Annotated in this window: 18 protein-coding genes; 5 read left to right on the top strand and 13 right to left on the bottom strand. The window is 35.8% G+C overall.

The annotated features are described in order from the left end of the window. Positions 1-37: 37 nt before the first annotated feature. The 8 genes from ACE2AL_RS11805 to ACE2AL_RS11840 all read right to left on the bottom strand — a co-directional run bounded on the left by ACE2AL_RS11805 (position 38) and on the right by ACE2AL_RS11840 (position 5,448). On the bottom strand, positions 38-475 hold the full coding sequence (locus ACE2AL_RS11805) for a universal stress protein (RefSeq protein WP_206084088.1): 438 nt from the start codon (positions 473-475) through the stop codon (positions 38-40). Positions 476-644: 169 nt separating this feature from the next. Beyond that, on the bottom strand, positions 645-980 hold the full coding sequence (locus ACE2AL_RS11810; protein ID WP_206084087.1) for a hypothetical protein: 336 nt from the start codon (positions 978-980) through the stop codon (positions 645-647). 128 nt (positions 981-1,108) lie between these two features. Continuing rightward, positions 1,109-1,537 carry a universal stress protein gene (locus ACE2AL_RS11815; RefSeq protein ID WP_206084086.1) on the bottom strand — a complete coding sequence of 143 codons (429 nt, stop codon included), beginning with the start codon at positions 1,535-1,537 and terminating at the stop codon, positions 1,109-1,111. Positions 1,538-1,651: 114 nt separating this feature from the next. Further along, complete coding sequence (locus tag ACE2AL_RS11820) at positions 1,652-2,089, bottom strand: VOC family protein (RefSeq protein WP_206084085.1); 438 nt, start codon at positions 2,087-2,089, stop codon at positions 1,652-1,654. An 85-nt stretch (positions 2,090-2,174) separates the two neighbouring features. Then, the gene (locus tag ACE2AL_RS11825; protein WP_206084084.1) at positions 2,175-3,098 is read right to left on the bottom strand and encodes a Gfo/Idh/MocA family protein; all 924 of its coding nucleotides are present in this window, start codon (positions 3,096-3,098) and stop codon (positions 2,175-2,177) included. Positions 3,099-3,428: 330 nt separating this feature from the next. Next, entirely contained in the window at positions 3,429-4,208 is a 780-nt protein-coding gene (locus ACE2AL_RS11830; RefSeq protein WP_206084083.1) for a YaeF family permuted papain-like enzyme, read from the bottom strand. Positions 4,209-4,438: 230 nt separating this feature from the next. After that, complete coding sequence (gene sra, locus ACE2AL_RS11835; protein WP_206084082.1) at positions 4,439-4,627, bottom strand: stationary-phase-induced ribosome-associated protein; 189 nt, start codon at positions 4,625-4,627, stop codon at positions 4,439-4,441. Positions 4,628-5,007: 380 nt separating this feature from the next. Further along, positions 5,008-5,448, bottom strand: a complete 441-nt coding sequence (locus tag ACE2AL_RS11840) for a hypothetical protein (RefSeq protein WP_206084081.1) — start codon at positions 5,446-5,448, stop codon at positions 5,008-5,010. 305 nt (positions 5,449-5,753) lie between these two features. Between ACE2AL_RS11840 and ACE2AL_RS11845 the strand changes: the two genes are divergently transcribed. From ACE2AL_RS11845 to catA, 3 genes are all read left to right on the top strand, one after another. After that, positions 5,754-6,449, top strand: a complete 696-nt coding sequence (locus ACE2AL_RS11845) for an aspartate/glutamate racemase family protein (RefSeq protein WP_206084080.1) — start codon at positions 5,754-5,756, stop codon at positions 6,447-6,449. Positions 6,450-6,764: 315 nt separating this feature from the next. After that, complete coding sequence (locus ACE2AL_RS11850; protein WP_206084079.1) at positions 6,765-7,007, top strand: helix-turn-helix transcriptional regulator; 243 nt, start codon at positions 6,765-6,767, stop codon at positions 7,005-7,007. Positions 7,008-7,208: 201 nt separating this feature from the next. Next, the gene (gene catA, locus ACE2AL_RS11855; RefSeq protein WP_375083529.1) at positions 7,209-7,850 is read left to right on the top strand and encodes a type A chloramphenicol O-acetyltransferase; all 642 of its coding nucleotides are present in this window, start codon (positions 7,209-7,211) and stop codon (positions 7,848-7,850) included. Positions 7,851-8,109: 259 nt separating this feature from the next. On the opposite strand, the gene ACE2AL_RS11860 is transcribed toward catA, so the two are convergent. Further along, the gene (locus ACE2AL_RS11860; RefSeq protein WP_206084077.1) at positions 8,110-8,256 is read right to left on the bottom strand and encodes a hypothetical protein; all 147 of its coding nucleotides are present in this window, start codon (positions 8,254-8,256) and stop codon (positions 8,110-8,112) included. 274 nt (positions 8,257-8,530) lie between these two features. On the opposite strand from ACE2AL_RS11860, the gene ttcA reads away from it, so the two are divergent. Then, complete coding sequence (gene ttcA, locus ACE2AL_RS11865; protein ID WP_206084076.1) at positions 8,531-9,445, top strand: tRNA 2-thiocytidine(32) synthetase TtcA; 915 nt, start codon at positions 8,531-8,533, stop codon at positions 9,443-9,445. Between the two features lie 261 nt (positions 9,446-9,706). Here ttcA and zntB read toward each other — a convergent pair whose 3' ends face one another. Together zntB and ACE2AL_RS11875 are read right to left on the bottom strand one after the other, a co-directional pair. Beyond that, a complete protein-coding gene (zntB, locus tag ACE2AL_RS11870) occupies positions 9,707-10,690 on the bottom strand; it encodes a zinc transporter ZntB (RefSeq protein ID WP_206084075.1) in 984 nt (327 codons plus the stop codon). Positions 10,691-11,047: 357 nt separating this feature from the next. Next, on the bottom strand, positions 11,048-12,670 hold the full coding sequence (locus tag ACE2AL_RS11875; RefSeq protein ID WP_349421708.1) for a peptide ABC transporter substrate-binding protein: 1,623 nt from the start codon (positions 12,668-12,670) through the stop codon (positions 11,048-11,050). Between the two features lie 649 nt (positions 12,671-13,319). Here ACE2AL_RS11875 and tpx point away from each other — a divergent pair. After that, entirely contained in the window at positions 13,320-13,823 is a 504-nt protein-coding gene (tpx, locus tag ACE2AL_RS11880) for a thiol peroxidase (RefSeq protein WP_375083530.1), read from the top strand. Between the two features lie 90 nt (positions 13,824-13,913). On the opposite strand, the gene ACE2AL_RS11885 is transcribed toward tpx, so the two are convergent. Both ACE2AL_RS11885 and ACE2AL_RS11890 read right to left on the bottom strand, forming a co-directional pair. Further along, a complete protein-coding gene (locus ACE2AL_RS11885; RefSeq protein ID WP_206084072.1) occupies positions 13,914-14,288 on the bottom strand; it encodes an ATP-binding protein in 375 nt (124 codons plus the stop codon). Between the two features lie 225 nt (positions 14,289-14,513). Then, positions 14,514-14,945, bottom strand: coding sequence for a hypothetical protein (locus ACE2AL_RS11890; protein ID WP_272538592.1), 432 nt, complete (start codon positions 14,943-14,945; stop codon positions 14,514-14,516). Positions 14,946-14,950: the final 5 nt, after the last annotated feature.

A 14,950-nucleotide genomic window follows, 5' to 3' on the forward strand; every position in this document is an offset into this window, starting at 1 on the left:
TCTAAAAAAACAGCCTGAAACCAGGCTGTTTTTTATTTTAGCGAACGACAAGCACCGATATTTTCGCATAAGAAACAATACCAGATGCATTCGAACCTAATAAATGTGTTGAAATGCTTGGGTTTCTAGAGCCAATAACAATTAAATCAGCATCAATAGTTTCAGCTTCCGCTAAAACTTTGTCCCTTGGAGAACCAAACTCCACCTTATAAGTAATTTTATCTGAAGGATAATCGATTTTTTCAATAATTTCTTTGAGCTGTTCTTCCGAACGTTCCACAGCTTTTTTTGCAAATGATGACAATAAATCATAGTGATAACTATAGCTCATCGAAAATCTTGAAACATCAGGAACAGAGTGAAATAAGTGAATTGTTGCATTCGAAATTTTCGCCAAATAGACCGCATGTTTCAATGCATTATCTGTTAAAACATCTTCAGATATGTCCACAGGAACCAAAATTGTTTTATACATACGATGCCCCTTATTAATTGTGTTTATCCATTTTCAAACCGTATTGTTGTTCATTTTCACGATTTGATTATTCGGTATTGCGGGTGAATAATTATCATTAAGCCTTTAAAAGTATAGTATCGCTATACTTAAAAAGCTGTGAAGCTCCCTACTTTTTACTGCAAAAAGTTTATTCCTCTAAATGCCATTTATGCAAAAGACGATGAATAAACGGGGTTACAATCAGCCCAATACTAATAATAAAAACGCTTTGTAAAAATAAGCCATAAATCGCAATAAAAAAACGACCGCCTTGGGTTATAGGGGCTGGCTCAATAGCTTGGCCACTCAGCATTGATAGTGCATTTAGCATCGATTCAACAATGGAATGCCCTTCAATAAAATAAAAACCAATAATACCAGGCAATAATCCAAGAAAAAAAACCAAAAGAGCCAATAAATAAAAGCGTATTACCCTGAGAACAAAATGCTCAATACGCAGTAATTCTTTCGAAAATTTTTCCATATAAACTTAGTGAAACCTTATTATTAGCTAAACTGATTAAATATAAAATTAAGCACAATTAAGCCCATAACTTAATCAATATAAATAAAAAAGAGCCTACAACATAGTGTAGGCTCTTTTCTTATTCATTAACGAACAACAAGTACGGATGTTTCTGCGTAGCGGACAATACCCGCTGCTGTTGAACCTAACAGGTGAGTCGTAATATTAGGACGGCGAGAACCAACCACAATGATATCGGCTTCAATATCTTTGGCTGTATTAATAACCTCATCACGTGGGGAACCAAAGGTAATAGTGTAACTCACATCTTCATGAGGTAAATCAATCGAATCCATCAACATTTTCATGTCTTCTTCCGCTTTTACCGTCGCACGATCTTTTATTTCCATATAACCTAACGCGTATGCGTTGATAATTGCAGAGGAAATAGGCAAGACATGAATTAGGTGAATTTTCGCGCCAGACTGTTTTGCTAGATTAACCGCATGGCGAACCGCTTTACTGGTTAATTCGTCTTCAGTTAAATCAATAGGGACCAGAATCGTTTTATACATAACCCCTCCTAAATAAATGTTAAAATTAAGCTCTACAACAAAATTATAAACAATTACTTATAAATGTCTCTTATTCATAAAGATAAATGAGATCTCTAGCGACAAATTCAAACACTATTCCCGTAACCATGGAGTGATTGTTAAACCTACTAACATGCCTTCTGGGCTTAATAAACGGGTGACAGTTTGTCCCCATGGCTCCATTTGGTTATTAACCAACAATTGATAACCGTGTTCTTGGCAAGTCTGAGTCACTTTTTCAATATCTGAAACTTCAAATTCCATCCAACTTTGTGGAATAGGAATATCTGCAGGCCATTGGTCTTTGTTAAAACACGATTGCGCAGCTTGATTTAAAGGCCAAAGTGCAAAATGTTTAACACCATCAAGATGTTCAGGCTCACAGATCAAATATTCGCTACCATTTTCTATCGGTTTCAATGGCAGCCCTAAAACATCTAAATAAAAATGCTGACTTTTTTCGAAATCCGCTACAACTGGGCCAAATCCAGCAATAAACAATACATCCGAGCTATCGTGTAAATCTAACATGGTGTGACCTCAATAATGTATCATCCGACCTTATTAAACATAGCGAACAAAACACCCGCCTTTAGCGCTCGCCATTTTATTTTATTCAGTCATTTTGCAACTGTAACAGCATAGATTCAACCATTCTCTGAGCAATAATTCCCTGCTCTGCGCTGATTATGGGTTGTGTCTGGTTTGCGACTGAATCGATAAAATGCCGAACAGCACCATCAAAACCACGTTGCACCAAAATAGAATCCCAGTTGCCAGGTTGTTTATCACGGATCTCTGACGCCGTTTCGCAGCGCCAATGGTTCATATTGGTAATTTGGTGAAGCACATCTTCAGCGATAGCCGTGACCTGTTCTTGCTGGCTACCTGCTTTACGGTGCATCGAAGTCGTTAGCCAGCAATCACCCGCCTGTAAGTGATGTTCTGCATAGAATAATTCACCATTACGAGTTTGTTGAATGTTGCCACTTTTCAAAACAGCCTCAAAACCGCCTAACCAAAGCACTGTATCAACCACATGTAAATAATCATCGTACAGCGTATAAGCCATATCTTTAGGCCCAATGCTATTGATGCGGTGCTTATCCATACGAATAGAAGAAAAGTGTTGCGTGTTTTGTTTTAACGCGACATAGAAAGGAGAAAATCGGCGATTAAACCCCACCATTAAGGTTCTTTGTTGTTGATGCGCTAATTCAATCAATTGTTCAGATTGTACAATCTGTTCAGTCAGTGGTTTATCTACATACACATGCACATTCGCTTGCAACAAGCGTTGTATCACCTCAAAATGGCTCGCAGTCGCGCTGTGAACAAAAACAGCATCACATTGAGCAGCCAAAGCATCAATGGAGCTAAATAAAGGGAGCCGATAGCTGTCACAGACTAATTTAGCTTTTGCCTGATTTGGCGAGAATGCGCCAACTAAATGCCAATTATCTTCTTTAGTTAAAATAGGCAAATAGGCTTTTTGCGCAATTCCCCCTAGGCCTACGACTCCAATCTTTAATCTACCCATCTTAATTTCGCTCTTAAGTGATTTATCTAGTCGGAAATCATCTCATTATTATAATTTTTTTTAAAAATTTTTTTGTCGAAAAACTCAATAACATAACAGACAAAAACATAATTATTTGTTTTATTTGAAATAAAAGGCAATTCCGTCATGAAAAAACCATGAGTAGCAATACAAAAAAAGGGGTTGATTTATTAAATGAGAATGGTTATCTTTTACCTCGTGAATACTTGAGTAAATCACTCAGGTTTGTCACAAACGACATTGCTCACATTGCTTCCAGTTTAGCAGGCCAACTTAGTTGTTGGCCTTTTTTTATTCTTCAGCATGTTGTTATTGCTTTCGTATCGCGCTGCTAAAGCTCCATGACTTTAAGTGACCAACATATAGTAAGCGCTGAGTTGGCATAAATGTTGGTACATCGTCTGTACGCATATGCAATATATCAGCAGGGGTGATCCATGATGAATTTCCTTCAAACAACGGTATGCCTGCATATTTATAAGCATCTAGGACAAACTGCGAACAAAAGAAGCCGTTCGATTGGTCAATATCATCCCCTAGTTGGACCTTTGCTAAGGTGCGCAAGCAAAAATTACGCACAGTTTCACCAATTAAAGGTAATTCACATACCCGCTTAGTGATCATCCACGGGGCTATCATCACAATACCTTTATAGTTATACTTATTTCCGTTGTTGTGTACTGAAAATTCACGTAGCTTATCCGCATGAAACGAGGTTAACCCAGCCTGCCTTAATACCACCATATTGTTTGAATCTTTAACGGCTTGTTGCAACGTAATGATTCTAACACCACTACCAACCGACTCAGCAACTTCCCCAAGCCCTAAATAAATAGAGGCATGGCTTACACCACTGATACTAAACAACCGAATCCCCCAAGAATTCAACCCTGTAGCGGATGACAATAGGATATCACCAGGTAACATATCTGAGACAGACAAAGGCTCTACTGTATCTTTGATAGGTACAGTATTCGCATGTTGAATACTGAATTTGAAACGATTAGTTTCTTCATCGGATTTAAATTGAGTTGAGCACCCTGAGAGAAAAAAATAAAATACAAACAAAAGCAAAAATTGAAACTTCATTCTAAAGCACCCAACATTCTATTCTACATTTTTTAATGGAATACTCATGTTATCGTCAAAAATTATTTATGACTATCACTTATTATAAAAGAGACTTAAATTGAAAATCGTGATCACAAAATTTGAATAGAATGTAATGATGGGAGGCAAAAATAAATATTGGAGGACAATTTATAGCATTTAGCTATCTATAACCCTCTAGTCAATACTAGAGGGCGACATACTCTCAGTTAACTCACCACATATTCAGGGTAAAATACCGTTACTGAATGGTATGTTTTCTTTTCCGTCGCTTTATTGTTTTGAATAGCAACAGTTTTATTCTCTTTTGAACCTATTGATACGCGAATATTTTTTTTAGAACGACTTTGCTTATAAGGCATTCCTAATAAGCGACGTGCACTGTTATTACTAACCATTATCGACTCCTTATACTAGTCAATTTAAATTCATTAATTTAATGAATATAAAAAATATAGTCATCGTTGACCACAAGGGTATTTTTTGTTTTACATCAAATAGAAAACAAAATGTAACCTAACTAGTATAGCAGCAATTTAATGTTATTTAATGTAATTAAACTTATTAATTTCACTTTGAAACAAAAATCAAACAAGAGCAGTATAAATATATCTGTGGTAAAAAATTCACCTCGGTAGATATTATTTTCTGTTTATCTATGCAACGTCTGTTATTAACACTAATTGAGCACACTATTGTTTTAAATGCATCACTCCCAATACTGTATAAAAAATAGAATTAAGCAGGCCTGCTAATCAACATTTTAGCACGCATTTAATTACACTAAAGGAGATGCAGGACTAGAACACTTTTCGTTCCAAATCCGATTAACTTGTTCTGGTAATAAAATTTCATGACCACCTTCAACAAAGGGAATAGAGATATCCATTCGTGAATCGTCATCGCGAGTGTATGCTTTTACAATGAACCGTTTATATCCGTCTGGTTTATCATTTTTATAGCGAAACACTTCCCCACAAACATAGCCCACCTTACCGTTATCCTCAGTGTAGCGCGAAAAATGGTATTCAATATTTTTGAATTGTGCAGCTTGTGGATAAGCAAGAACATCATTTACATTTTTTTTTACTTGCTCAACTAAACTTAGCTGTGTGGGCTTCATGTACAATGTACCGAGTAAAAATGCAGCGCCAAAAATAAGTATTGCAATGATCGCTTTAAAAAAATTCATTTTATTGTCGCCATTAAGTGTAGACATAACGTATATTCATTCATGATGATAACGTTATATCAGCTAAAATCCATCATTAAAACGTAAATAATATTTACAACTTTCCTTAAATAAATATGCTTACTTTTACATACATTAATAACCATACATTTATTAATGCTAACACCACAAATAAATACAACTTAAGCTAAACTTTGAAGTAAATCCAACTAATAAGTTACATCTCTATAACACCAGTATTTCTTCACTCATAGATGTTCTTGTATTGTGCATATATAAAAATTATCAGTATAGTGAGCACCTCAGCTAAATCATTTATTCGGAGTCTTCAAATGAAAACAATCGGCTTAATCGGTGGAATGAGTTGGGAGTCCACATTACTTTATTACCAACAAATCAATGAATCCATCAAGCAAAGTTTGGGTGGTTTACATTCTGCTAAAATTGTACTATATAGCGTTGATTTTGCTGAAATTGAGCACTATCAAACCCATGGTCAATGGGATCTTGCTGCTCAGTGCTTAGTAGATGCAGGAAAACGCTTAAAACTTGCTGGTGCAGACTTCCTTGTATTATGTACCAATACAATGCATAAGGTTGCTAATGAGATTGAATCTCATGTACACCTTCCATTATTACATATCGCCGATGCCACTGGTGAACGTATTGTTCAGGCAGGATTAAAGAAAGTTGGTCTATTGGGTACCGCGTTTACTATGGAGCAATCTTTTTATAAAGATAGGTTAGCCAAGCAATATGGATTGGATGTACTAACACCTAATAGTGACGATAGAAAGATTATCCATGACATTATTTATAATGAATTGTGTCTAGGAAAAGTTCTCCCGTCATCTAAAAAAGAATATCAACGAATTATGTCATATCTTGTCCAACAAGGCGCAGAAGGTATCATTTTAGGATGTACTGAAATTACATTACTGGTTGGCCTCAATGATACAACAGTAAAAGTTTTTGATACCACGGCTATTCATGCAGAAAAAACTGTCGAAATTGCATTATCAATTTAATATAAAAACATGTGAAGGTACTATCTTTAAATAAAAAAAATCAAGATAGTATCTTACTATTCATCACTTTTTTCATAGGCAAAAAAAATATCCAGATTCAAATTCAGAATAAAAATCTATATTTATATATTTTAGCTTCATTAAATTATTTAGATTAAAATCTTTTAATGACTAATTCATATTTTTATTAGTTTCAAAGATTTTTAACATTGATTATACAATTTTATTTGTCTATTTAATTTACAGATTTTTTCCCATTGAATATTCGTTTTTATCCATGATAATCGACGTAAATTTAACTTTAGGGAAATCATTATGACAAACAAAAAATCAGGAAATATAGCTTTAGGACATTTCATTAAGAAAAAACGCTTAGAATGCCAAATAACACCTCAAGAAATGGCGAAAAATATTTCCATTCCTGAAGCTACCTATCTTAGGTATGAAGATGGCTCATTATCAATATTCATTGACGACCTTGTCATATTGTCAAAAATCTTTAACCTTGATTTAAACTTATTATTCAATATTTATCTTAATCCTGAAATGCATCACTAAATTATGCGAATTAAAGATTGATGGTCGCATCAAACATGCTCTTTTTTTGATATAACGAATATTATTCTCGACAATATGTGTAGCTCTATTAATATAGTATTAACTATTCATGATTATTGCGAGGCAATATATGTTGTTTTCAAAAGCGGAAAGATCGCCCTTCTAATAACGTTATTTATTAATTATTAGAAGGGAAAAACAATGAGTTATACTCGATTCAACGTTGAAGCATGGCAACGAAAAGAACACTACCATGTTTATAATGAACAAGTAAACTGTGGGTTCAGCCTAACAGCAAAAATTGACATAACATCGCTATATAGTTTTATATCATTACGTGACTATCGCTTTTATCCTACGATGATTTACTTGCTCTCATCCATAGTGAATAAACACGATGAGTTTAAACTATCTAAAAAAAACAATGAGCTTATTTTATGGGACAAAGTACACCCCAGTTTCACTATTTTTCATAATCAAACAGAAACATTCTCCTCTTTGTGGTGCGAACATTCTGATAATATTCATATTTTTATGGATAATTATCATCTTCAGCTAGCATTATATAAAGATGATAACAAACTAGCCCCTCAACCAGTGCAAGCAGAAAATATTTTTTATATTTCTTCATTGCCTTGGGTTTCGTTTGACGGTTTTAATTTGAATATTGCCAATATCGCCAGCAATTTCACACCTATTTTTACAATGGGGAAATTCTATCGTGAAGGTAATAAAATACTATTACCCCTTTCAATTCAAGTACATCATGCTGTCTGCGATGGGTTTCATGTAGGCCGATTCGTGAATGAATTACAAACGTTATGCAATCAATTAGCGGATTAATTGAACGATCTTAGTGTTATTATTCAATCATACAGATAAGCAAGGGCAGCAGTATGCTGCCCTTCAGACTACTGACAAATCGATTAGATTTGACTGCAGGTTGGACTGTTTTTGAAAATAGACGAGGAAAATCAATTCATTGATTTTTGGCTGATAACACAAAGCAGGAAAAACCACGCTTTTATCCTGCTTTGTCAACAACCTCAAGGGAAGCAGTATGCTTCCTTTTTTAGATAGTACTTTCAGACAATTATTATCTCTACAACTCGCCAATAAGAAGCCAGCTAATATAGAGCACATCTCCGACAGCCCCACTTTGGAATACATAATCGATTGGGGTAACAACCATTTTTATGGTATTTGCGAGTGTTAACGCAATAAGATCTACAGGGTTCGTTGCTGGCATATTTCCTCCATTTTAGCTTAGCCTAATTGGCAACTTTCCATTATTCAATCAGATAAACACGATAATGACACCTTTTATAGAATAAGTTTCACATGTTAAAAATGTCTTTTTACTAACAAGTATCACTCCCCCCCTCGATTCTGTTATTATGTGCTTCTTTTCACAGATTTTTGCTAATAGCGATTTATAAAAAACAATAAAAATACTAATTAAATTTTATAAAACTACTATCTATCAGCAACATAAATAACAATCCGCAACAGAATCTTATAGAATGACAACCAATAAAGAACAGTACAACTTAAACAAATTGCAAAAACGGATTCGCCGTGACGTTGGGCAAGCTATTGCTGACTTCAATATGATTGAAGATGGCGATCGTATCATGGTCTGTTTATCTGGTGGGAAAGATAGCTATACGTTACTTTCCATTTTGCAAAGTTTACAAAAAAGCGCGCCTATTCAGTTTTCGTTAGTCGCAGTTAATCTTGACCAAAAGCAACCAGGTTTTCCTGAGCATATTCTGCCAGCTTATCTCGATGATTTAGGTGTTGAATATAAAATTGTTGAAGAAAATACATACGGAATTGTGAAAGAAAAAATACCTGAAGGAAAAACAACCTGTTCTTTATGCTCACGTTTGCGTCGTGGCATTCTGTACCGTACAGCAACGGAATTAGGTGCAACCAAAATTGCATTAGGGCATCACCGTGATGACATTTTACAAACTATGTTCTTAAACATGTTTTATGGTGGCAAACTAAAAGGCATGCCACCAAAACTGATGAGTGATGATGGAAAACATATTGTTATTCGCCCACTCGCTTATTGCCGTGAAAAAGATATTGAACGCTTTGCTCAAGCGAAAGAATTCCCGATTATTCCTTGCAACTTGTGTGGTTCACAACCAAATTTACAGCGCCAAGTGATTAAAGAAATGCTGCGTGATTGGGATAAACGTTATCCAGGCCGGATTGAAACCATGTTCCGTGCAACACAAAATATTGTTCCCTCTCACTTATGTGACACTGAACTATTTGATTTCAAAAACATTTCGCATGGTGATGACGTTATCGCTGGCGGTGATTTAGCCTTTGATCGAGAAGATATACCAACACAACCTTTCATTGATGAAGATGATACACCCGATTTTACTACGCAGCGCTTGGATATTGTCGAAGTGAAATAAACCGTTAAATAGCCTCCTAACTGGAGGTTATTTTTTTGCTATCAGATTTTAAGCAAAAAAAAGCCGATGTAAATTACATCGGCATTACAGTGGTCAATTATTCTGTATAAGAACTCAATATGAGAAAAACTACAATTATGGAGCACAACGTTCATCGCTCAACGTTGCATTCACCTGCGGAAGTAATAGTGCCCTAAAACTCCATTAGTTTTATTGATTTATCTCAAACTAGGTCTGGTTATACAAAATAAGTCATCAAATTTAGAGCCAGCGGCTTTTTCGTAGCCACCACAGCACCGTTCCAATTAAAACGGCAAGTAATACGCAAAATACACTAAAAGCAAAACGAAATTCATTTCCAGGTATCCCGCCTAAGTTAACACCAAATAGCCCCGTCAAAAATGTCGTCGGTAAAAAAATCATCGCCATCAGTGACATCGTATAAATACGGCGATTCATCATCTCCGTCATCATATTAGTAATTTCATCAGAGATGATCGCGGTACGTGCAATAAAGCCATCTAAATCTTCGATACATCGGCCTAATCTATCTGAAATTTCTTGAAGTCTTCGACGATCAGTATCATCCAACCAAAGTAACTTTTCTGCCGTTAGGCGAGATAACATATCTCTTTGTGGTGCCATGTAACGACGAACAACAATAATTTGCTTACGTAATAATGCTAATTCGCCACGTTCAGGAATTTCGCCATTTAATATGACATCTTCAAGCTCAATCAAGCGTTCATGCAAGGAATCCGTGAAATCACTAATTTCATCTGTGATAGAATCTGCCACTTCAACAAGCCAATCACCTGTACTTTGTGCTCCGACCCCTTCTTTCAGATCATCAATAACAGAGTCCAACGAATTCACTTTACGGTGTCGGCTTGAAATAATAATACGGTTATTGATAAATACACGGAATGCGACAAGTTGCTCTGGACGTTGCCCTGTATTGGTATTTAAGGTTTGTAATGTCAATAATATACCATCACCAACTCGAATTAACCGCCAGCGCCCTGATTGCCCTGACAACGCCGATTTAACTTGGTCATTAAATAACTCAGATTGTTGGATCCAATTAAAACTTTTTGGGTCTTTATAATCAAAATGAAGCCAAAATGGACATTGCTGCGTTGCACTCGCATTAACATCAATCGGGAGCAGGCCCCCATTTCCATTTAATTGAAATGCATGTACAGGATTTGAGTTTTCAAATAACGAACCATAAACCAACGCCATGCAATATCTCCCTTTTATAAATAATAAGTTATTTTTAATAGAATAGAGGAAATATTGCAATAATTTCAATGAAATGTTTGATAATGCTATTCACGTAGCTATTCGTAGGTAATTAACGAAATCAACAAGATACAAAATATAATCAAATGAGCTTTGATAAAAAAAAAGCGCCATTTTTGTTAAATAAGCATCACTGATTTGACACAAACGAGCAATAAACTCGCCTATAAATTTTTTATGATAAAAGTGTAGTGTTTATTCCTTTTTGGTCCTCCTTCCCATTCTCCAGTGGGAGGAGTTTTTTTCAAAAAATAAAAACGGCCCATATACAATACAGGCCGCTAGTCGCATTTAAAATTAATGCTTAATAATATAGAAACTGTGGCTATATGCTACATCTTCTGGATTTTCAATAGGATACCCTTTAAGCCACGGTTTAATTAACCGTGCGTTAGTATATTGATAAATCGGCGCAATAGGTGCTTCTTTCGCTAAAATAGCTTCTGCACTATTGTAATAACGGTTTCTCAATTGTGCATTGGTTTCTATACTTGCAGAGTTCATCACTTGGTCATATTGCTGGCTATTAAACTTTGGAATATTACCGCTATGCTGTGATGTCAAAAGCGATAAAAATGTTGACGGCTCATTAAAATCCCCAATCCAAGATGCTCGGATAACATCAAAATCCCCTGTATTACGGCTGTCGATGTACGTTTTCCATTCTTGATTCACTAATTTGACATTCACCCCTAATTTTTTCTTCCACATTGAAGCAATAGCGATGGCAATTTTTTGGTGATTTTCTGAACTGTTATACAATAAAGTCAGTTCTAAGGGATGGTTAAGTCCGAAACCCGCTTCTTGTAATAATATTTTCGCCTGTTGATCTAATTCTTTTTGCGAATGGCTATTATAAAGTCCTTTTTCAGGTTTAAAACCATCCGTCACATCAGGTGTAAAATAGTAAGCAGGTTTTTCACCTGTTCCTAATACTTTATTAGCAATTAATTGTCTATCAATTGCCATTGATAACGCCTTTCTTACCCTCACATCATTTGTTGGCGCACGTTGTGTATTAAAAGCATAGTAATAAGTCCCTAATTGGTCAGGTGTAAACACTTCATTAGGAATATCTTGTAATAATTTTTGATAACGTTGTTTCGGGAATGACTCTGTAATGTCTAAATCCCCCGCTAAATAACGGTTTGTCGCATGGGACTCTTGGTTAATAGGAACAAATGTGACTTGGGTGATAACTGTATTTTTGTGATCCCAATAATAAGGGTTTTGGGTTAAAACAATTTTTTCATTTACGACGCGGTCAGCTAGCGTAAAAGCGCCATTACCGACTAAATTACCTACTTTAATCCAATCCGCCCCTAATTTTTCAATAGTCCCACGGTGAACTGGGTATAAACTAAAATTTGCAGCTAAAGAGGGAAAGTAAGGGACTGGCTTATTAAGAACAATTTTTAGTGTGTGTTTATCAACCGCTTCCACACCTAACTGATCCACAGATAGTTTGCCATCAATAATATCTTGCGCATTATTAATCCCAGCCAATGCGGCAAACCACGCAAAAGGAGATGTATTTGCAGGTGCCACCAAACGCTGCCAACTGTAGACAAAATCATCGGCTGTTACAGGTTCACCATTTGACCAACGAGCATCTTGTCTGAGTGTAAATGTCCAAATACGGTTATCTGCGGTCTCCCATTTGAGCGCAACCCCAGGAATAGGTTTGCCATGGCTATCTTGGTTCACCAAGCCTTCGAACAAATCACGCATGACTTGTGCTTCGGTCAACCCGACTGATTTAATGGGATCTAATGACGCGGGCTCATCTTTCAAATGGCGAGTTACGGTTTGGTTATCAGCTAAAATTGTCCCAGCTGGAATAATTGCGCTAATAGCCGGTGTAGCAAGAAAAAGTGAAGCGAACAATACAGCTAAAGGAGAGAATGAAGGTTTATGCATGTTATTTTCTATCTTTGTTAATATAAACGAAATCAGCTAAATGTTTAGCGACACAGTATTGAAAAGAGACTAACGCATTAACAGCACTACCGAATTTATCGTGGGTACACCCATACAAAGTGGAATGTTTTCCTTTTTGCATCATATGCTTTCATGTTTTAAAAATCCATACCTCCAGTTTAATTTATGAATGCGGTTACTGAATAACAAATTAATCTTTGGTACGATTTTTCAATAGATGGCTTACTTTAATTGTTATAGCCCTCTGATACATTCGTCCATCCCCTTATAATTGTGCTGATAAACTGATGATCACTAAAGAAACCGATACTTATAACCTTACTTTTGTTACACTCAATAATGTATTTTAAAAGACAATATAATAAAAAACGTAAACTCGGCTAGCGATTGTCAGTTGTATAATCGCTGACTGTGAGAAACTTACCAGCCATACAAGTAACGTCCTTGCGCCGCATATACGTTAAGGTATACAGTTAGTTTTTTCGGTATACAGTTTATTTTGGTCATTAATAGAATGTAAAACTCAAAGGTCTAATTTAGCCTGAATGGAAACCTTTTATCGCAAAGATTTTCCTTAAGAAACTGGTTAAGTTGGCACTGATACAACTTATAAACGGGAGAAAAATTCATGTCGCAAACAGTTAAATTAAAAGGTAATGATATCGCAGTTAATGGTGTTTTCTTGCAATCTGGCACAAAAGCAAAACCTTTTACTTTAGTCGCAAAAGATCTTAGCGAAGCCACATTAGAAACATATGCTGGTAAACGCAAAGTATTAAATATTTTCCCAAGCGTTGATACAGGGGTTTGTGCGGCCTCTGTTCGTAAATTCAACCAACTTGCTAACGACCTTGATAACACAGTTGTCCTGTGCATTTCTGCTGACTTGCCTTTTGCTCAAGCACGTTTTTGTGGTGCTGAAGGCCTCGATAATGTCGTCACATTATCCACTTTCCGTAGCCCTTCTTTTTCTGATGATTATGGTGTTGCAATTGCAAGTGGCCCATTAAAAGGTTTAACCGCACGCTCTGTCGTTGTGTTAGATGAAAACGACAAAGTCATTTATAGCCAATTAGTATCTGAAATTACTGAAGAACCTGACTACGATAACGCATTAAATAGCCTGAAATAAGCTTATTTGATTATCGAGCTTCTAACATAAAAAAGCGGGATAATTTCCCGCTTTCTTGTATCTCAATTTTATCTTTCAATAGTTATCACATTAATCAACATACGCCCAATACAGAGGGTGGTGATTTTTAGCATTAACAACATTAACAAATAGCGGGTTACCTTTCATGTAACTAATCAATGTGTGGGATAACGTACTTAAGATTTTTAGCGCCTGATCCTGTGTAACAGGGCAACAAGATGTCAGAATATCAATAATCAAATCTCGGGGCTTATGGCCATTCTTAACCAAAACTTCCCATGTAAAACGGTTTTTCTTCGCTAAGTATTTAACTGCAGCTTTATTCATTAAATAAAGCTCTGCTGCTGACGCCGCAGACTCAAACATATCATTTTTGTAATGACATTGGCCCATATACTCGCGTAGCTTAAGGTTGACAACAAAATTAATCGTGAATTGATCCATGGCAACTCCTTGTAGGCTTAACCCCATTAAATAAGATAAGAACCCAATACAGCAGCTGTCTATGTTATATAGCAGGAAAAATAGTCAACAAGCAAGGAGATTGCTCAAAGTTTACTCAAGCAAGAAAGTGTAGAAGAGATAAACTGCAAAAATAAGCCGAAAAGAGTTTAAAACAGGCACCTTATCCTTCTCCACTTACTCACCATTGTGTTATTGAAGAGAAAATTAATCCATATGTTGAGTTATTGCTATCGTTGTACCTTGATTATCTTGCGTAAATTGTAAGTGTGTTTCACCACCCTCGAACTCCTGAACAATATTTAATTTTTTATCGCCATCCCAACGGTAATTAATGGCAATACATCCTTCTACTGGGCAAGGCATTGCCATATTTTTTTTGATGACTAACTTTTCAGCTAAGAATAACTGGCCATCTTCAATTAACCCACTACGATAGTGTTTATACGCCTCAGATAAAGAGCTTCCCGCAAAATAACACTTAGTCAAGGCTCCATTTTCATAGATTTCATCCATGGTTTGCTCTTCATCTTGGCAATATTTATTCAATCCATCATTTGGGATAGTTGTATTAGCCTGACTAGAAGCACTCGCACCCCAAAAAATTGTGGCAAATATAAACATTAAATATTTATTCATTTTAT

The sequence above is a fragment of the Providencia xihuensis genome, from assembly GCF_041953405.1.
GTDB lineage: Bacteria > Pseudomonadota > Gammaproteobacteria > Enterobacterales > Enterobacteriaceae > Providencia > Providencia vermicola.